The 18,945-nt window shown below is 62.8% G+C and carries 17 protein-coding genes; 3 read left to right on the forward strand and 14 right to left on the reverse strand.

All coding sequences use genetic code 11. The annotated features are described in order from the left end of the window. Positions 1–50 precede the first annotated feature (50 nt). The 9 genes from HMPREF0326_RS02035 to HMPREF0326_RS02075 form a co-directional block, all read right to left on the reverse strand. Positions 51–1,130 carry an iron-containing alcohol dehydrogenase family protein gene (locus HMPREF0326_RS02035; RefSeq protein WP_008682442.1) on the reverse strand — a complete coding sequence of 360 codons (1,080 nt, stop codon included), beginning with the start codon at positions 1,128–1,130 and terminating at the stop codon, positions 51–53. A gap of 79 nt (positions 1,131–1,209) precedes the next feature. Further along, on the reverse strand, positions 1,210–1,659 hold the full coding sequence (locus tag HMPREF0326_RS02040) for a DUF805 domain-containing protein (RefSeq protein ID WP_008682443.1): 450 nt from the start codon (positions 1,657–1,659) through the stop codon (positions 1,210–1,212). Positions 1,660–1,681: 22 nt separating this feature from the next. Continuing rightward, positions 1,682–2,155, reverse strand: coding sequence for a DUF805 domain-containing protein (locus HMPREF0326_RS02045; protein WP_009303105.1), 474 nt, complete (start codon positions 2,153–2,155; stop codon positions 1,682–1,684). A 371-nt stretch (positions 2,156–2,526) separates the two neighbouring features. Next, the gene (folD, locus tag HMPREF0326_RS02050) at positions 2,527–3,384 is read right to left on the reverse strand and encodes a bifunctional methylenetetrahydrofolate dehydrogenase/methenyltetrahydrofolate cyclohydrolase FolD (RefSeq protein ID WP_008682445.1); all 858 of its coding nucleotides are present in this window, start codon (positions 3,382–3,384) and stop codon (positions 2,527–2,529) included. 21 nt (positions 3,385–3,405) lie between these two features. Then, positions 3,406–4,560, reverse strand: coding sequence for a DUF805 domain-containing protein (locus HMPREF0326_RS02055; protein WP_008682447.1), 1,155 nt, complete (start codon positions 4,558–4,560; stop codon positions 3,406–3,408). Further along, a complete protein-coding gene (locus HMPREF0326_RS17280; RefSeq protein WP_008682450.1) occupies positions 4,557–5,693 on the reverse strand; it encodes a DUF805 domain-containing protein in 1,137 nt (378 codons plus the stop codon). The genes HMPREF0326_RS02055 and HMPREF0326_RS17280 overlap by 4 nt, the downstream gene beginning before the upstream one ends. Beyond that, positions 5,690–6,223 carry a DUF805 domain-containing protein gene (locus HMPREF0326_RS02065; RefSeq protein ID WP_008682451.1) on the reverse strand — a complete coding sequence of 178 codons (534 nt, stop codon included), beginning with the start codon at positions 6,221–6,223 and terminating at the stop codon, positions 5,690–5,692. The genes HMPREF0326_RS17280 and HMPREF0326_RS02065 overlap by 4 nt, the downstream gene beginning before the upstream one ends. A 215-nt stretch (positions 6,224–6,438) precedes the next feature. Next, on the reverse strand, positions 6,439–7,740 hold the full coding sequence (gene eno, locus HMPREF0326_RS02070; RefSeq protein ID WP_008682452.1) for a phosphopyruvate hydratase: 1,302 nt from the start codon (positions 7,738–7,740) through the stop codon (positions 6,439–6,441). A 70-nt stretch (positions 7,741–7,810) separates the two neighbouring features. Then, entirely contained in the window at positions 7,811–8,602 is a 792-nt protein-coding gene (locus tag HMPREF0326_RS02075) for a type III pantothenate kinase (RefSeq protein WP_008682453.1), read from the reverse strand. A 308-nt stretch (positions 8,603–8,910) separates the two neighbouring features. Between HMPREF0326_RS02075 and HMPREF0326_RS02080 the strand changes: the two genes are divergently transcribed. After that, positions 8,911–9,750 (forward strand): sulfotransferase family 2 domain-containing protein, encoded by an 840-nt coding sequence (locus HMPREF0326_RS02080; RefSeq protein WP_008682454.1) that lies wholly within the window; start codon positions 8,911–8,913, stop codon positions 9,748–9,750. 46 nt (positions 9,751–9,796) lie between these two features. Here HMPREF0326_RS02080 and HMPREF0326_RS02085 read toward each other — a convergent pair whose 3' ends face one another. Beyond that, positions 9,797–11,425 carry a hypothetical protein gene (locus HMPREF0326_RS02085; RefSeq protein WP_009303109.1) on the reverse strand — a complete coding sequence of 543 codons (1,629 nt, stop codon included), beginning with the start codon at positions 11,423–11,425 and terminating at the stop codon, positions 9,797–9,799. Between the two features lie 210 nt (positions 11,426–11,635). Here HMPREF0326_RS02085 and HMPREF0326_RS02090 point away from each other — a divergent pair, with 210 nt between their 5' ends. Beyond that, on the forward strand, positions 11,636–12,559 hold the full coding sequence (locus HMPREF0326_RS02090) for a UbiA prenyltransferase family protein (protein WP_008682456.1): 924 nt from the start codon (positions 11,636–11,638) through the stop codon (positions 12,557–12,559). On the opposite strand, the gene HMPREF0326_RS02095 is transcribed toward HMPREF0326_RS02090, so the two are convergent. The 4 genes from HMPREF0326_RS02095 to HMPREF0326_RS02110 all read right to left on the reverse strand — a co-directional run bounded on the left by HMPREF0326_RS02095 (position 12,552) and on the right by HMPREF0326_RS02110 (position 17,557). Continuing rightward, complete coding sequence (locus tag HMPREF0326_RS02095) at positions 12,552–13,130, reverse strand: prenyltransferase (protein ID WP_008682466.1); 579 nt, start codon at positions 13,128–13,130, stop codon at positions 12,552–12,554. The two genes, HMPREF0326_RS02090 and HMPREF0326_RS02095, sit on opposite strands and share 8 nt — an antisense overlap. Positions 13,131–13,132: 2 nt before the next feature. After that, on the reverse strand, positions 13,133–14,797 hold the full coding sequence (locus tag HMPREF0326_RS02100; RefSeq protein ID WP_009303110.1) for a hypothetical protein: 1,665 nt from the start codon (positions 14,795–14,797) through the stop codon (positions 13,133–13,135). 118 nt (positions 14,798–14,915) lie between these two features. Further along, a complete protein-coding gene (locus tag HMPREF0326_RS02105; protein ID WP_009303111.1) occupies positions 14,916–16,463 on the reverse strand; it encodes a carbon starvation CstA family protein in 1,548 nt (515 codons plus the stop codon). Positions 16,464–16,606: 143 nt separating this feature from the next. After that, the gene (locus HMPREF0326_RS02110; RefSeq protein ID WP_009303112.1) at positions 16,607–17,557 is read right to left on the reverse strand and encodes a TIGR01212 family radical SAM protein; all 951 of its coding nucleotides are present in this window, start codon (positions 17,555–17,557) and stop codon (positions 16,607–16,609) included. A gap of 241 nt (positions 17,558–17,798) precedes the next feature. On the opposite strand from HMPREF0326_RS02110, the gene HMPREF0326_RS02115 reads away from it, so the two are divergent. Then, the gene (locus tag HMPREF0326_RS02115; protein ID WP_008682471.1) at positions 17,799–18,839 is read left to right on the forward strand and encodes a rod shape-determining protein; all 1,041 of its coding nucleotides are present in this window, start codon (positions 17,799–17,801) and stop codon (positions 18,837–18,839) included. Positions 18,840–18,945 lie beyond the last annotated feature (106 nt).

Here is an 18,945-nt window from a genome sequence, read left to right on the forward strand (position 1 = left end):
AAAGACAGCATTGATAACGCCGCCAGCGGCAAAAAGGGACAAATGCCGCGCTACATGTTTTTGAAACGCCCGATCACATTCTCTTTGGTGAGAATCTTTTTAAAATCCGGGCCCAGGCGGTTGATCAGGGGCTTTTCATGCACGATGCTGGCCTCGTACAGGGCTGTGTACTGCGCGTCGCTGAGCCCTTGGCAGATGCCCTTGGGCAGATCAATGCCCTGACGCTCGATCATGGCCATGAAGTCCCGGTATTCCGTGGGATAGATGTCTTCCAGCACGGACAGGGAGTGGCAGTTGGCCAGACCGTGGGGCATGTGCAGCACCATGCTCAGACCCGCCGAAACAGGATGCACCACGCCCACGAAACCGGCGGCCATGCCGCCCAAGAAGGAGGCGATCATCATCAGCTCGCGGTTTTCGTCGCTCATCATGTCGTCGGAAAGAAAGACCCGCTTGCAGATGTCGATGGCCTTTTCCGCCAGGGAATCCACCACCACGTTGCGGTAGGAACCGGAAAGGCTTTCGAAGCAGTGCATGTAGGTGTCGATGCCGGTGTAAAAATACTGGTTGCGCGGCACGCTGGCGGTCAGGTCCGGGTCCAGAAGCACCTGGTCGAACATGGTATAGTCGCTGTTCATGCCCAGCTTGAGATTTTTGGCCTCATTGCAGATGATGCCCGTGCGCGAGGTTTCCGAACCCGTGCCGGAAAGCGTGGGCACGGCGATCTTGTAGGGCGCGGGATGTTTGACCAGCTCCCAGCCCTGGTAGTCCTCGGCCTTGCCGGGATTGGTCAGCAGATTGCCCACGCATTTGCAGGTGTCCAAGGTCGAGCCGCCGCCGAAGGCCAGCAGGGCGCAGGGCATTTTGCCGCCCAGAAATTCCTTGGCCCGGGCGGTGTAGCCGTCCACGCTGTCGGTGGTGGGCTCTTCCGTGGTATCCACGTAGAGCACCATATCCTGGTTTTCCACGGGCAGGCGATCCGCCAAGCCCTTGCCCTCAAAATAATGATCAAGGAAAAAGACCGCCGGTCCGTCCTGCGCCTCGCGGCGGGTGGTCAGCAGATCGCCCAGTTGGGCCAGCGCGCCCTTGCCTATCATATAGTAGCCGACATTTTTCGCATTGCGGTACATGGTTGTCCTCACGTTATGGCAGATGATTCCGGGGCCATACGCCAACGCGCCCGTTCTGGCAAGAGGGCCGCGGGGCGGCCTATTCCCCCGCGTTTCCCGCCGCCAGGGGATCGGGCCCGAAACGGTTGGGCCCGGCCGTGCCCGGCAGCGACAGGATGGCAAGATAGCAGATGCACATGGACAGGGAGAGCAGGGCCGACACCGGACCGGCATTGCCGCCGGGCGCGCCCCGGCCCAGCAGCCAGAACAACAGGCTGAAGATGGGAACCAGCAGCCACCAGCCCGCCAGATTACGATCGTGCAGGCGGCGCACCGTCACCCCGAGATTGGGCAGAAGCAGGGCCAGGGAAACCAGAAAGTTCAGCCCCATGGCCGTCTTGGGCGGCAAGGGCGAAAGCACGATATTGGCGGCCAGATTGATCAGGCCGATGCACAGCATGAACCACCAGAATTCCGAACGGGACGCGCGGCCCCGGAAATTGCAGTATTTGTCTTTCAGACAGACGCGCACGGCCTGGGCAAAGGTCATATCTCTCCCCTTTCTCCGTTTTTCATTGGGGGTTGCCCGGCGCGCTGTCCGGGGGCGCGGACCTCAACGGATCAGGGCCGAAGCGGTTGGGCCCGAGCGTGCCGGGCAGAATCAGCATTATGAGAAACCAGATAGCCACGGCCACCGCCAGAAGAGACAAGAGAACCAGGGCGGTCTCCGTAATCGACATCGTGAAAATCATCGCCAGCAGCAGAATGGTGGGGACTATGGGCGCCAACTGCCACCAGCCCGACAGGTTGCGGTCGTGCAGGCGGCGCGCGGTGACCCCGATATTGGGCAAAATGAAAGCCAGCGAAACCAGGACGCTGAGGCCGTTCCCCGCCGCTGAGGGAAGAAAACCGGCGACAAGGCTCACAACAACATTGACCAGGAACATAAATAACATGAACCACCAGAATTCCGAGCGCGAGGCCCGCCCCTTGAAGCTGCAATACTTCTCGGTCAGGCAACGCCGCACAGCGGGCGCGAATTCCATATGTTCCCCTTTCCCGGTTTTCCGATCGGGCACCACGGTATTTTACGTTTGGAGTGTTACACAGTTCAAACCCAACGCCGCCCGCGCACAGTGGAAACGGCAGCCGCTGGCGGGTTCGGGCCGTACGGATGTCGGCGGCAATGCTAAAACGCGGTTTAGCGCTGTGTCGATCCCCGTATGGCTCCGTTGTCGCCAACGGGGACAGACCTTCGGGCCGCCTTCGGTCGCTTTGCCGGAATCCACGCCGCGTTGCTCTCGATGTCTGTACGCCCTTTGGGCTACAGGCACGGCCCCGCAGGCCGCCCGTCGGGTCGGTCTTCGCGGCGCGCCTCACCGTGTCCGGCGTTGGAACATTTCAAGTGTGAAGTGCTCTATGCCGTGCGGCCGCGCCAGGACTGCACGGTGTTTTTGAGCAGCATGGCGATGGTCATGGGCCCCACGCCGCCGGGCACCGGCGTGATGGCGCGCGCCTTGGCGCTCACGCCCGCGAAGTCCGCGTCGCCGCAAAGGCCTTCGGGCGTGCGGTTGATGCCCACATCAATGACGACCACGCCTTCGCGCACCATATCGGCGGTGACGAAGCGGGGCCGCCCCATGGCCAGAAAAAGGAAGTCCGCATTGCGGCATTCCGCCGCCAGATCCGGAGTGCGCGAATGGCAGATGGTCACCGTGGCATTGGCGTAATCGCCGGGCCGGGCCAGGAGCATGGCCAGCGGTTTGCCCACGATGTCGGAGCGCCCCACCACCACGGCCTTTTTGCCTGCGGGCGAGAGGTCGTAGCGCCGCAACAGCTCCATGACGCCCGAGGGCGTGCAGGAGACAAAACCCGGCAGGCCCAGGGAAAGGCGGCCCACATTTTCAGGATGGAAGCCGTCCACATCCTTGGCCGGATCAATAGCCAGCAGGCAAGCCTGGGCGTCCAGGCCGCACGGCAGGGGCAATTGCAGCAGAATGCCGTCCACATCCGGACGGCGGTTGCATTCATGGATCAGGGCCAGCAGTTCGTGCTGGCCGGTGGACGCGGGCAGATGATAGGGGAAGGAGATAATGCCCGCCTCGGCGCAGGCCCGCTCCTTGTTGCGCACATAGACCTCCGACGCGGGGTCCTCGCCCACCAGGATCACTGCCAGACCCGGCGCGCGGCGGCCTTTGCCGCAGGCGGCGGCCACTTCTTCCCTGAGTTCCTCGCGGATGACGCGAGACGTTTCCTTGCCGTCAATCAAAAGCATGCTCTTCTCCGGCCTTGGGGTTCAAAACTGATCAGAAAAATTCAGCATACGCCATCCGCGCGCCGCGCTCAAGCTCCGGGCGGGTCTTCTCCCTCCATTTCGCCTGACGCGCCGGGCCGGTTCGGGCCGGTCAGGGCCCGATTCCCGGAAGACCAGCACCCTGGCCCTCCGTCCCGGCTCGCCCTCCAGCGAATCCGGCCCGTAGCGGTTGGGACCGGCCGCGCCGTCCACGGTCAGCAGCCAGTAAAGACTGAGCAGCAAACATGAAGCCGCAAGCTGCACCAACGGAGACAGGAGCTGAGGCATGTTCAGCTCCGGCCGGAGCATCAATTGGAACAGCCGGGCGCTCTCTTTCCCGCCCCAGATTTCCAGCGGCGCCCAGAAGGCGAGAGCGGGCGCGATGATCAGGGAGGGCAGACCCAGCAGCATCCACCAGCCGGGCATGCCCCGGTCGTGCAGGCGGCGTGCCCCGGCTGCGCACAGGGGCAAAATGCAGAAGGCCGAGCAGGCCAGACGCACAGCCGCCGGACCGTAGGGAACGAGATGCGAGCCCAGCAGCACGCTCAGGATCAGCACCTGACTCTCAAGAAAAAGCGCAAGCAGCTGCCAGGCCAGCACGAACCACCAGAACTCCGCGCGCGATGCCCGGCCCCGGAACAGAAGACAACGGCGCAGGCAAAGTTTCACGGCCGTTGTAAAGGACGGCACCCGCGCCTCTTTTCCGCCGGCGGCGACGGAAACACCCTGCTTATCTCTCCTTTCAGCGGTGAGCAGGAACAAAAGAATCACGAGACAGATTTCCGCGAGGGGGTACATCAGCGGTCCGCCAAAGGCATAGTCCGCCATCAGGAAGGTCGCCAGCTCCCAGCTCTCCAGTAAGAGGCGCGGCAGGGCCAGGCACAGCCACCAGGGACTTTTGCCGCAGTCACGCAGGCGCCGGGCCGCAGCCGCCAGAAAGGGCAAAAGCAACAGCCCTCGCACCATGAATGGCGGCGAGGCGAGCATAGAGCTGCCGAACGCCGGGAAAATGCTGCTCAACGAACCCGTCAGCAAGGACATTGACTGCGCTGCCAGCACGCCGACCAGAAAAAAGCACCAGAATTCCTCACGGGACGATCTGCCCCTGAAATCCGCGAACTGACTCAAATTGGCTCTGACTATGGCGGCAATGCTCATATCCTACGCTCCCTCGCCACTGTCAGAGGATCTGGGCCAAAACGATTCGGACCGGACGTGCCCTTTCTGAGGCAGAGGCACAGCAGAAGCAGAAGCAACAGCGCCGTCGGCAGATGCAAGATCCAGAATTCGCCGGGATACCGCTCCAGATGATAGGCAAGGGCCGCGTCCGTGATTTCCATCCAGACGAGTGAAGCGGGTATGCCCACCCAAGCGCCGATGCCCAGAGCCAGCAGTGTGGGAACAAGTGGAACCAGCAGCCACCAGCACCTGAGGTTGCTGTCGTGCAGTCTCCGGACACCCACGGCCAACAGGGGAACCGCCAGGAGCAACAGGGCCAGCAAGGGCAGACCCTGCGTCACAAAGAACAGCCAGTCCGGCCCCTGCTGCCGGAAGAGCAGTATCTTGTACCCCAGGAGCAGCAGCGCGTACAACAGCACGAACCACCAGAATTCCGCGCGCGATGCCCGCCCCCGGACATGCAGATACTTGCGCAGGCAGGTTTTGATGCCGCGGGCGAAGCTCATGGTCGCTTTGCGCTCCGCCGGGGGAGAAACCGGCGGATTCCCAGGGACCGTCTCCGGAGCCAGGGGGTCAGGCCCGAAACGATTGGGACCGGAAGTGCCTTTTCTGACCCAGACGAACAGCAAAAAGAATTGCAGCAGCATATTGAGGATGCGCAGGGACCAGGACAGCACGGGATGCCCGTCCAGTATCTTCGGGAACAATGAGGAATTGCCGCCGACCAGCTTTACCAGGTCCAGGGCTTCAGGCCTGCCCCACAGCAGGGCGCATCCCAGCGCAAGCAGCGACGGCAGCCACATGGCCGTCGGCAGCCACCAGCCGCTGAGATCGCTGTCATGCAAGCGTCGAATGCCGACGGCCAACATAGGGATAAAGATGACAAACTGCAGCAGGACGGCGATGAGCGCATCCGTGACGGCGAGTATTTGGAATCCCCCCCAGGACGGCATGCTTTTCAAGCTCCGGATGAGTGAAAGGCAGGAAATCAGGACGACGCCCTGCGCAAGCAGGGCAACAAACGAAAACCACCAGAATTCCGAGCGAGGGGCCCGGCCCCGGAAACAGGCGTACTTGCGCAGGCAGATTTTCACGGCTGCAATGAATTTCACTGCTCAAGGCCTTCCCGGTGGCTAAGGCCATGGGAAATAGCAGGCTTTCCGGCCAAGGCTTCCGCCGAAATCAGAGGGTCAGGCCCGTAGCGATTGGGGTCGGGCGTGCTTTTCTTGATCAGCAGATAAAGCAGAAAAAGCAGGGCGCCCAGCACTGAAATTGCCCACAGGACATGCCAAGCGGGATGATCCAGCAGCTCGGTGGCCCATGCGTCATCCCGGCAGTACCGCAACAGCAACACCTCACCCGTCTGCAACAATGAAGGCAACAGCGGTACGGCTACCCACCAAAGGCTGCGACCGCAATCCTTCAGACGCCGCACGCTCACTCCCACCCACGTCAGCCACACGGCTAGAATGGCCGCTCCACCGGCTAGACTCAGTAGCGGCATCATGGATCCCAGAACCGCCATGACCACATAGAACAGCGGCAGCATCAGGGCATACGCAAAGAGATTCCACACAAATTCCGCGCGTGACGCCCGGCCGCGAAAACAACACCATCTGATGGGAAAACTTTTCAACGCCATACGGCTCTCCCCAGGTCGGCTTTGAAACAGTGTCAAGTGCAAGCGATGCCGTCATTTCCAGGCACCTCCGCGCGACAGCAATAGAAAGCGGACTGAAAGACCGGGATACCGAATCTCGCTACCGCGAATGTTACGGCATGTTCCACCCTGAAAGACTCCGCTGCAACAAGGCCCGCGTCCTTTACGGGCGCGGGCCTTGCGTTCGGCATAGCGTTTTAGTCCTCGCTGTCGCCCAGCGCGTAATACTCGGCCAGCATGGGGCCGAAGAATTCGGCCTCGTCGCCCAGTTCCTCCTCAATGCGCAGCAACTGGTTATACTTGGCCATGCGCTCGGAACGGCAGAGCGAGCCGGTCTTGATCTGCCCGGCGTTGACGCCCACGGCCAGATCCGCAATAAAGCTGTCTTCGGTTTCGCCGGAGCGGTGCGAAATGACGGTGGTGTAGGCCGCTTCCTTGGCCATTTCAATGGTGTCCAGGGTTTCGGTCACTGTGCCGATCTGGTTCAGCTTGATCAGGATGGAGTTGCCCACGCCTTCGGAAATGCCCTCGGCCAGGATGGCCGGGTTGGTCACGAAGATGTCGTCGCCCACCAGCTGAATGCTCTCGCCCAGGCTGGCGGTAAGCATGCCCCAGCCGTCCCAGTCGCCTTCGGCCATGCCGTCCTCAATGGAGATCAGCGGGTATTTGCGGGTGAACCCGGCCAGCCATTCGACCATTTCGGCGTTGTTGAAGGTCTTGCCCTCGCCCTTGAGCACGTACTTGCCGTCCTGGTAGAATTCCGAGGCGGCCGCGTCGATAGCCAGGGCCACTTCGCCGCCGGGATTGTAGCCCGCCTCCTCGATGGCCTTGATGATGTAGGCAAAGGCTTCGTCATGGTTCTTGAGATTGGGCGCGAAGCCGCCCTCGTCGCCCACGCTGGTCACATGCCCGTCCGCTTTCAGGATGGCCTGCAGGGTATGGAAAATCTCCGTGCCCATGCGCAGGGAATCGCGGAAGGTCATAGCCCCGATGGGCATGATCATGAATTCCTGGATGTCCAGGTTGTTGGGGGCGTGCGCGCCGCCGTTGATGATGTTCATCATGGGCGCGGGCAGCACCTTGGCGTTGATGCCGCCGAGATACTTGTAGAGCGGCAGGCCCAGAAAGGTGGCCGCGGCCCGCGCGCAAGCCATGGACACGCCCAGCATGGCGTTGGCGCCCAGGCGGGATTTGTTGTCCGTGCCGTCCAGATCGATAAGGCTGTTGTCGATCTGCACCTGGCGCAGCACGTCCAGGCCCAGAAGCGCGTCGGCGATTTCGCCGTTGACATGCTCCACGGCTTTGGTCACGCCCTTGCCGCCATAACGTTTCTTGTCGCCGTCGCGCATTTCCAGCGCCTCCCGGCTGCCGGTGGACGCGCCGGACGGCACGGCCGCGCGGGCGCTGATGCCCGATTCCAGGGTCACTTCCACTTCCACGGTGGGATTGCCGCGCGAATCCAGGATCTCACGGCCGAAAACAGAGGCAATGCTGCTCATATTCGCTCCTTATGCCCTCATGTTGGGGTTATGTTCAGAACAAGGCCGGGCGCGCCGATGCGCGGCGGCCTCAGAGAATATCCCGCTCCTCATAGTACAGACGCCGCAGGCCATCCAGCAACAGGGCGGGCAGAACATGGTCGAAGACCGGGCTCACCCTGGCGATGGACGCGGCAAAGCCGCCTGTGGCCAGCACCTTGATCGGGCCGGACATCTGCCGCTTGAGCCGCTGGGTCAGGCCCTCCACCATACAGACAAAGCCAAAGACCAGACCATGCTGGATGCTGGTGGTGGTGTCGCGGCCGGGCGCGGGTTCTTGCGCGCGAATGTCCAGATTGACTCTGGGCAATTTGGCGGCTTCGCGCGACAACGCGGCCAGGGCCGTGGCCGGGCCCGGAAAGATCAGGCCGCCCAGATAGGCCTGCCCGCTCACGCAGTCAAAAGTCACCGCCGTGCCGAAGTCCACCACCAGCAGGGAGGCCGCGTCCGGGCAGAGCCTGCGGGCGGCGAAAGCCCCCACCAGGCGGTCCGCTCCCACTTCGGAGGGCCGTTCGTAACGGTTTTCCAGGGGAATGGGCAAGTCGTCGGGCGCGCAGTACAGGGGCCGGTCCAGATAGCGGGCCACGGCCTCGCGCAGCAGCGGGTCGAAACCCGGCACCACGGAAGAGGCCACGCAGGCCTTGAGCTTCGCCATATCCGTGTCCGCGTGCCGCAAAAGGGAAAGAAGCGTGAGGCCCAGGCTGTCCGAGGTGTGCCCGGCGTTGGCCGGCAGGGTGTAGGAAGTCAGCACGTGCCGCTCATTGGCCAGCCCCACCTTGATGGACGTGTTGCCTATGTCGAAGAGCAGAAGTTCCGGCTGCATGGGACACCCCCGCGTCGGCGTGAAAAGTCAGTTTCAGAGCATTGAAACAGTAAACGTGCCGCCCCGGCGTGTGCGGCGCACCGCGAAGCGTAACGGCTCCGGCTGGATGGCGCTTTGAAAACATCGCCTCCAAAACTACTCCGCGTCAGCGCGAACAGGCCCCGTCGGAATCCGCCGCGTTCCTATGCGAAATATTTTATGGAAGAGTAAGTATGCCGGATTCATGCGGCGGAGGCAAGCACGGCACGGCCGCCCCGCTTGCGGGACGGCCCCGGCGAGGTATACAAATACGCTCCGGGGAACACGCCATGGATGAAACGCTCTTTTTCCTGCATCTGCCGCGCACGGCCGGGACCACGCTGAACGCCGTTCTGCACGATAATTTCGCGCCTGAAACCGTCCTGAGCGTCTATGCCAAGGAGGATTACGAGCGCTGCCGTATGCTGGAGGCGGACGTGCTGGAGCGCATCCGCCTCATCGAGGGGCATCTGATGCCCGAAAGTTTCGATCCGCCCAGCCTCTACGGCCGTCGCCTGCGCATGTTCACCCTGCTGCGCGAGCCCTTGAGTCGGCTTGTTTCGGAATACGTCTTCCAGAAGTCCTGGCCTGAAAACCATCTCTACGCCTATCTCAACGAAAATGCCGTCAGCTTCCGGGACTACCTCACCAGCAACGATCCCCTGCTGAAATTCCGGGGCAGAAACTTCGTCACCCACTGTCTGGCGGGCGTGTTCGCGCCGGACAGGAATCCGGACGAGGTGCTGGCCCTGGCTAAAAAGCATCTGGAAGAAAGTTTCTGCTTTGTGGGCATTCAGGAGCGCTTTGACGAAAGCCTCCTGCTGCTGGCCGACGAAATCGGCTTGCAAAAGCTCTTCCACGAACGCCGGAACATGCTGCGCCCCGGCCTGGCCGACGCCGTCAGCGCCGAAGACCGGGCTTTGGCCGCGCGCCTGAACAATGCGGACCTGGAGCTTTACGCCTTTGCGCGCACCCTCTTCGAGCGGCGCGTGGCCGCGGCGGGTCCGGACTTCACGGCCCGGCTGCGCCGTTTCCGCTTTCTGAACGGCAAGTATCAGAAAATGTGCGCCACACTGGAAGACACCCTGGTGGGCGAGCGCGCGGGCCCCATCCTCAAGCCCAAGGGCTGACCGGCGCAAGCGGCGGCAATGCCGCATGGCCGTGCGGGCCGCGCACTCAGCGCCGACGCACAATAAGCCAGCCCTTGTTTTCCCAGAGCACATCGCCGTAAGGCTCCAGCAGAGCCCTGTCCTGCGGGCGGCCGCTCAACAGCCAGGACACGCCCGAGGCCAGCCAGGCGTCGATATAGCCTGTGGGTCCCCGCTGCATCAGGGCGTTGTAGCGCAGCCAGACGCGGGCCCAGTCCGCATCCTTGCCGTAGTAGGGATACAGACCGTCCTTGAAACTGTGGAAAAGGCCGCGCAAAGCCAGGTAACGGATGGCGGAATCACCGTTGTCGCTGAAGACCACGTCGCCGGGACGCGTCAACGCGCTCAGTTTTTCCAGCGCCTCACGCCGGGCGGCATTGTGCCGCAGCCGGTCCTCCGCCCGGTCCTGAAGCGGCAGGGTGAGGCCCGTATGCCGGGCCAGGCTGTGGAGCGCGCCCATGTGCCAGCGGTCCTGATTCAGCAGCAGGACCGCCAGGGCAATGCCGGCCAGCAGAGAAAAACGAAAAATCTTGCGCAGGCGCGGCCAGAAGCAGGCCACTCCGGAAACGACCATCAGCCAAGCCAACGGCACCAGAAAACGCGTGCCCCGGATCAAATCATGGCCCAGGGGCAAGCGGCCCAGCCGCGCGGCCAGTTGAAACTCGGCCCAGGAAAACAGGGCCACCAAAGCCAGAGCCAGCAGCATGCCGGGATACATGCGCGCCAGATCGCGCGCGCGCTCCCCGCCTCCCCATCCGGCGGACACGGTGATCAGCCAGCCCGCGCAGGCGGCGGGAAAGAGCGGAAATATCACGCTGCAGGTCAGCAGATACCCGCCCAGATCCGCCAGCATCCTCCCATAATCCGCCCCCAGGCGCAGATCGAACAAATATCTGAGCACGGCCAGATTGTCGGCGCTGAGAACAGCGGCCTGTCCCCCCAAAAGAGAACGGAGAGAAAACAGCACGGGCAGGAAAAAACATAACAGGCAGACTGCCAGGATGCCCAGATGAACAGCCCAGCTCCGCTTCTCTCTGTTCAGGGCAAAGGCCATGAACAGCATGGCCCCCGTGGCCAGCGCGCTGATATTATGCACCCAGACGCACAAACCGGCGGCCAGCATGACCAGGGGCCTGGCCCGGACATGACGCAGGGCCGCGATGCCGCCCCAGAGCAGAAAAGGAAACAGCGCGGCGAAAAATACGCGCGGCACAGGGTCGCTGTGGGTGACGCCCCAGAATGTTCCCCAGCCCACCCAGACGGTTACGCCCATGACCAGGCTCAGAACGGCGGCCAGAATGGGACTGCCGAACAGCCAGCGCCCCAGAAGATAAAAGCCCGCGTAAAAAACGAAGACCGCCAGGGCCCCGGCCCGCAGCAGGCCTACGGCATACTCGTTTCCCGGCGTGAGCAGGGCACCCAGATAACGCGCCGCATTCCAAAAAGAATGGGAATGCAGGGCCGCCGTCGGATCGGCGCTGAAACTTTCGGGATGTTGCTCCCCGGCGGTGATGTAAGCATACATGCCGAGGTCGCTGTCCAGCTCCGTCCCGTTGGCGGAAATCTCCAGCACGCCCGCCAAGGCGGCCAGCGCGTAGACCGCAATCAGCAGCAGAGCCGCTATATCCACCGCCCGGATGCGGCAACAATCACGCATGGCGACCTCCTCGCGCGCGGCCCGCAAACGGACGGGTCCGTCCGGCGGCTTTTCCTGCGCGAGCTTTTTTGATATACGCCGTCACATAATTCATGTGAGTGATCCGTCAGAAAAATTATTCTGCCGGGAGCACAACACATTAACACGAGAAAAGCCCGCGGGCTTTTCTCGTTCCAGACTGTACAGTCTGGATTTTGAAAGGCGGTCCCCTTGGAAAAGTTGCGGCCCTATATTCAGATCGCGCGCCCGGATCACTGGTTCAAACAGTTTTTCATGTTTCCGGGTCTCTGCCTGGCTTTCCTCTTTCTGCGGGACATTCCGGCCAACCTGGCGGGAAATCTCATCCTCGGCCTGGTCAGCACCTGCTGCATCGCCTCGGCCAACTACTGCATCAACGAATATCTGGATGCGCCCAACGACAGGCAACATCCCACCAAATACCTGCGCCCGGCGGCGCAGGGCCTGGTGCGCCTGCGCTATGTGCTGCTGGAATACGCCCTGCTGGCCTGCCTCGGGCTCTGGCTGGGCTTTTATATCAATAAACTGTTTGGATTCACAGCGCTTTTTCTTCTGATCATGGGCATCTGCTATAACGTGCCGCCCCTGCGCACCAAGGATGTGCCCTATCTCGACGTCATCTCGGAATCCATTAACAATCCCTTGCGCCTGGTTCTCGGCTGGGCCATCTGCATACCCGATCATCTTCCGCCCAGCAGCTTTCTGCTGGCGTACTGGTGCGGCGGCGCTTTTCTCATGGCCCTGAAACGCTTCGCCGAACTGCGCAGCATCCGCTCCAAGGAAGTCATGGCCCGGTACCGCAAGAGCCTTGCCAGTTACACGGAACGGAAGCTGCTTGTCTCAGCCTTTTTCTACGCCATGAACACCGCGCTGTTCCTGGGCATTTCACTCATCAAGTACAAGATTGAGTTTATTTTTCTTTTTCCCTTGGTGGCCCTGTTGTTCTCCTGGTATTTCAGCATCAGCATGAACGCCGATTCCGTGGTGCAGACACCGGAAAAACTGTTTCATGAGAAAAAATTCATGCTGTATACCGCGCTGCTGGTGGTCTTGTTCTGTGCGACCTGCTTCATCAACGTGCAGAGCCTGCAATTCCTGCTGGAACCCATTAACTGACGCCGTACGGCTCTTGTGTCCAGCGGGGGACAATGCACATGACCTCAGGGTTCAGGGAACGCACCCTTTCCGCCAGCGCCGCGTCGCCGATCACATAGGCTTTGCGCGCTTCGGCCCAGACCGGCAGATCCGCTGTGGAATCGCCGAAATAGTCAAACCCGCCCCTTCCGAACATCTCACTGAGAAAGCGAGCCTTGTGCCCGCCTTTGAGATTCACCGCCGACGTGGTGGCGAAAACAGCGTCAAAAAGCGGCAATCGAACGCGCATGGCCTCGGCCACTTCCTCATAGGCGGCTGTAGCCAGGCAGACCCGGCGCCCCGTGCGGGCGGCTTCCCCCAGCAGGTCGGCCACCGAGGCATTGAGAGGCATGCGCAGACAGGCCGCCGCGCTCCAGGGGGCAAGCTGCTTTTTAAAAAAACGCCGCCCGCGCGCTACCCAGAACGGCAATACGCAGCACATCCACGGCCTGCGCGCCAGCAGATCCTTAACTCCCTCCACCAGGGTGTCTCCGGCCACCAGGGTGCCGTCCAGATCCGTCACCAAAGGGATATCTTTTCCATCCCGCTCCATGCCTATCCTCCACGCCGCCGCGCGATGAGCCAGCCGCCGTTTTCCCAGAGCACCTCGCCGTAAGGCTCCAGCAGGGCCTTGTCCCGCGGACGGCCGCTCAGCAGCCAAGGCACGCCCGAGGCAAGCCAGGCGTCGATGTAGCCCGTGGGTCCCTGCTGCATCAGGGCGTTGTAGCGCAGCCAGGTGCGGGAGCCCTGCACGTCTTTGTTATAGAAAAAAATATACCCGTCCTTAAAGGAATGCACCAGAGGGCGCTGAGCCAGATAACGCACGGCCATGGCGTCGCTGTCGCTGAAAACCGGCACACCCGGCGGCACCAGCCGTGCCAGCCTGTCCAGAGCTTCCCGATAGGCGGCGGCTCCGCGCATGGCTTCCCGCGCGTCGTCCAGCAAGGGCAGCGGCAGGCCGGTCGCTTGCGATACCGCATACTGCGCGGCCATATACTGGCGATCATGGCTCAGCAACAACACGGCCGAGGTAACGCCGCCCGCCAGCAGCAGACGCCCGGCACGGGACAGGCGAGGCCGGAAGCAGGCTAACGCGGCCACAATCATCAGCCAGGAAAGAGGCACCAGAAAACGCAGACCCCGCACGAGCTCATGCCCCAGCGGCAGACGTCCGAACTCCGGCGCAAGGCGGGATTCCGCCCAGGAAAACAACACAACCAGGACAAGGGCCAGCACAAAGGCCGGGCACATGGCGGCAAGGCGGCGCGCCCGCATTCCTCCGCGCCGCCGGACGATCAACCAGGCCGCGAAGCCGCCGCAAAGCAGGGGCAGCATCGGGCTGGAAAAACTTACCAGATGGGCCAGCCGTTCCCCCAGGCGACCATAGTCCTCCTGCCAGCGCAGGTTGAACAATTCCTGAAAAACGGCCATGTCAGCCGCACTGAAGGCGTGAGTCTGGGTCAGTGAAGGCCAGAGAAAGGCCAATACCGGTATGAAATACAACACCAGGCAGAAAACACAATTGACCAGATGCGCGACCAGGCTCTGCCCCTGGGGACGGTGCAGGGCAAAGGCCAGAAAGAACATGGCCCCGGTGTTCAAGGCGCTTATGCCGTGCACCCACATGCACAGGCCTGCGGCCAGCATGGCCGGAGGCCTCAGGAGCGCCCGCTCCTGAGCGGCCAGGGCCCCCAGCAGCAGAAAGGGCCAGAGCGCGGCGAAAAACACGCGCGGCACAGGGTCCGACTGCGCGATGCCCCAGAAAGTGCCCCACTCCACCCAGACAGTGACTCCGGCCAGCAGGGCCAGCAGAAAAGCCAGGCCCGGACTTCCGAACAGCCAGCGGCCCAAAAGGTACCAGCCCGCGTAGAAAATGAAGATAGCCAGAGCTCCGGCCCGGAACAGTCCCACCACATAGTCGTTGCCGGGGGTCAGCAGGCGCGCCGTGAAGCGTTCCAAATTCCAGATGCTGTTGGCCGGCGTGACGGCGCGCAGCACGGGATCCAAGACAAACAGTTCGGGATGATCCGCCCCGGCCATGCCTTGGGCATAGGTGGCCAGGTCACTGTCCAACTGCGCGCCGCCGACGGAAATGGACAGCACGCCCTGTAATGCGGCCCAGGCATAGCAGGCCGCCAGGGCCAGGACGAGCAGATCCCAGAGCCGGTACCGGCGTGCCGGGCCGCCTTGCGCGGACGCGGGAGCAAACGTTTGAAGCATAAAAAACGTACCGAGAGTATTATGTTGAATTATGCTCTGGCGCGCGGCGCGCAAGTAAAGCAACAGCTCGCCCGGAAAAAGCAGGCCGCCTGACAGCCCCGGTCACGCGACTGCCGCGTCAGAACTTCGCCTCGTCACCCTCCGGCATCCTGCCGCCCCTGGCGAGAAAGAGCGCGAAGCAGAGCCCGGAGGCGGCCAGCCCCATGCAGACCGAGGCCGTCATGGACCAGCGGAAGGGAAATTTATCAAAGTAAAAGAGATAGCTGCCGCACACGGCGGTCATGAACAACGCGGGCACGGTGGCCACCCAGTGCAGGCGTTTGCGGCGGCGCAGCCAGACCGCCGCCGCCCAGAGGGACACGCAGGCCAGGGTCTGGTTCGTCCAGCCGAAGGCCATCCAGATGGCCGTGAAGTCGCCTACGGCAAAGTAAATGCCCAGCAGAAAGAGCGGCACGGCCAGCACGATGCGCCGCCCCAGCGAGCCCTGCTCAAAACGGAGCACGTCGGCCAGGATGAGCCGCCCGGTGCGGAAGGCCGTGTCGCCGGTGGAAATGGGCAGGATGACCACGCCCAGAAAAACCAGGGTGCCCCCCACCAGCCCGCCCAGCAGGCCTTCGGAAGCCTTGGAAACCACCACCGCCGGAGTTCCGGCCGCCATCAGGGCCGCCGGGTCCCCGTCGTAAAAAGAAAGCCCGATGGTCACCCAGATCAGCGCCAGCACGCCCTCGGCGATCATTACCCCGTAAAACATCAGCCGGGCCTGCCCTTCCGAGCGCATGCAGCGGGCCATCATGGGCGACTGGGTGGCGTGGAAGCCCGAGATCGCCCCGCAGGCGATGGTCACGAAGAGTAAAGGCCAAAGGGGCGCACCCTTGGGGTTCAGGTTAGTGAAAAAGTCGGCCGGGCGCAGGTTGGGCAGAATGCTGTACTGGGGATTGAGCAGCAGCGCGGCCAGCAGGCCGAAGGCCATGAACAGCAGCAGGATGGCGAAAAAGGGGTATATCCTGCCGATGATCTTATCGATGGGCAGGATAGTGGCGACGAAATAATAGCTGAAAATCAGAGCGGAAAAGAACAGGGCCAGCACCTTGCCCGCAGAAACCGTGCCGTCCGCCCCGGCGCAGAACACGGCCAGCGGACAGGCTTCAAGCCACTGCAACACGGCCGCGCCGCCCTCCCAGGAACGCAGCAGCTCGCCGGTCTTGAAGGCCAGCAGCCCGGCCGGGCCGTTGACGAAAACCGCGCCCACCAGAACCATGAACCAGATGGTGAAGACCAGCATGAACCAGCGGGCATATTTGCCCAGATTGCGCCCGATGAGCTCCGGATAGGAGGCCGCCCCGTAACGCAGGCTCATGGCCCCGGTGAGGAAATCGTGCACCGCGCCCGCGAAAATGCAGCCGAAGACCACCCAGAGCAGGGCCGCGGGGCCGTACACCGCGCCCAGAATGGGCCCGAACACCGGCCCCAGGCCCGCGATGTTCAGCAACTGGATGAAAAAAATCTTGTACGGAGGCAGGGCCACGCAATCCACGCCGTCCGCCCTGCTCTGCACCGGGGTCGGCCGCGTGCGGTCAATGCCGAAAACCTTTTCCACAAAAACGCCGTACACCGCGTAACCCAGCACCAGCAGGCCCAGCGCCGCAAGAAAGCAGACCATCCCCATCCCGGCCGTCCCGCGAAGTATGTTGAAAATACTATAAATTGACGCCCATCTGCATAGTTCCGGCCGTGATAAAGGTCAAGACGCGGCCTGGGCCCTGTGTGCCCTGTCCGGCGACGATGAACCCGGGCTTTTCGAGGCCGCCCCTACCCGCCGTACCACGCGGGCCGGCCCTCCGGAACGTCGGCCCGGCAGCCCTGCCAGAGATCGCGCGCGTGCAGGGCGCGCAGCAGATCCGCCATCAGCGGGCGTTTGAGCGCGGCCCAGGCCGGGGCCACCAGTTCGCCGGGCGCGGGATCGCTTTGCAGACGGTGCATGACCAGGCGGGAAGGAATGCGCGGCAGGGCCGCGCAGAGCAGGTCCACATATTCGTCGCGCTCCAGGGGCTGGTAGCGCCCGTCCCGGTACCGGCGGGCCAGTTCCGTGCCCTCGGGCACATAAACATTGTGCAGTTTGAGGCCGTGCAGGGGCAGGCTCACGGCCCAGTCCACGCTTTCCAGAAAAGCCGCCTCGCCCTCGCCGGGCAAACCGGCCATCAGATGCCCGCAGACCAGCAGGCCGCGCCCGGCGGCTTCGGCCACGGCTTTGGCCGCGCAGGCCGCCGTATGCCCCCTGTTGACCCGGGCCAGAGTGGCGTCATGGGCGCTTTGCAGGCCCAGCTCCAGCCAGATCTCCGCAACGCCCGCTTCGGCCCCGGCCCGGAGCAGAGCGTCCAGCTTGGACGGGCTCAGGCAGTCGGGCCGCGTACCCACGGCCAGGCCGCAGCAGTCCGGCAGGGTTGCGACCGCGTGCAGCAGGTCTTGCAGGCGCTCCAGGGAGCCGTAGGTATTGGAAAAGGATTGCAGATAGGCCAGGAAACGACAGTCCGGGTCCCCGGCGCGGTACTTTTGCCGCCAAGCCTGCCACTGGACCGCCAGGGACAGGCCGCGCCCGCCCAGGCCCGAGCCCGAACCCAGGGCGTTGCAGAAGACACAACCCCGCGTGGACAGCAGGCCGTCGCGGTTGGGACAGGCCGAACCGGCGTCAAGTGGAATTTTTTGCACCCGCATGCCGTACTTGCGACGGAAATACGCGGCCAGAGTATGCCAACGCACCATACTAACGCGCCTTGCGGGCGGATTACGGGCTGTTCCGGGGCCGGTTCGGGAATCCGCCGGCCGGGACAAAGTTTTTGAACCCCACGCCCATCGTCTTGACTTCACGCCCGTTTTAGCCGAACAGTTTTCAGCCTGACGACAAAAAATTATTTCCGGACCGTTGCCGCCGCGACGGCCCCGGAATGCCGCTCCCGCCCGCCGGGACCATACGCATACCAGCACAGCGAGGCAAGCAAGAGTAATGTCCAAGATTCTGGATTTCGCACTGGGGATGTTTTCCAACGATCTGGCCATCGACCTGGGCACGGCCAATACCTGCGTCTACGTCAAGGGCCAGGGCATTGTGCTGCGCGAGCCCTCGGTGGTGGCGGTCAAAAAGGATTCGCGCGGCAACAACGTGGTGCTGGCCGTGGGCCACGACGCCAAGCGCATGCTCGGCAGAACCCCCGGCAACATCTGGGCCATCCGTCCCATGAAGGACGGCGTCATCGCCGACTTTGAAGTGACCGAGGCCATGCTGCGCCACTTCATCGCCAAAGTGCACAACTCGCGCCGCCTGGTGCGCCCCCGGATCATGATCTGCGTGCCCACGGGCATCACCCAGGTGGAGAAGCGGGCCGTCAAGGAATCCGCCCAGTCAGCCGGAGCGCGTGAAGTCTACCTGATTGAGGAACCCATGGCCGCGGCCATCGGCGCGGACCTGCCCATTCAAGAACCCACCTCCAACATGGTGGTGGACATCGGCGGCGGCACCACCGAAGTTGCGGTGATTTCCCTTTCCGGCATCGTCTATTCGCGCTCGGTGCGCGTAGGCGGGGACAAGATGGACGAAGCCATCATGACCCACGTCAAACGCAAATATAACATGCTCATCGGCGAATCCTCGGCCGAGGAAATCAAGATCAAGATCGCTTCGGCTTACCCCCTGGATCCGGAACAGCAGATTGAGGTCAAAGGCCGGGACTTGGTCACGGGCATCCCGCAGAATATCATCATCACCTCCGAGGAAGTGCGCAAAGCCATTTCCGAGCAGGTGGACAGCATTGTGCAGGCCGTGCGCATCGCCCTGGAGCAGACCCCGCCGGAACTGGCCGCGGACATTGTGGACCGCGGCATTGTGCTCACGGGCGGCGGCGCGCTGCTCAAGGGTCTGGATCAGCTTCTGCGCGAGGAGACCTCCCTGCCCATCACCGTGGTGGACGACCCGCTTTCCACAGTGGCGGTCGGCACGGGCCGGGCTCTGGACAGCCTGAACATCCTCAAAGAAGTCTGCATCGACTGACAGCGTGCGGTCTTCCACACCTTTGTGGCGTATTTTCTCCGTGGGCGACGTCATGCCGGAAGCTTCTTCCGGCATGACGTCGCCCGTGTGTATGTAATCGAGTCTG

This window comes from Desulfovibrio sp. 3_1_syn3 (assembly GCF_000145315.2).
Taxonomy (GTDB): domain Bacteria; phylum Desulfobacterota; class Desulfovibrionia; order Desulfovibrionales; family Desulfovibrionaceae; genus Desulfovibrio; species Desulfovibrio fairfieldensis.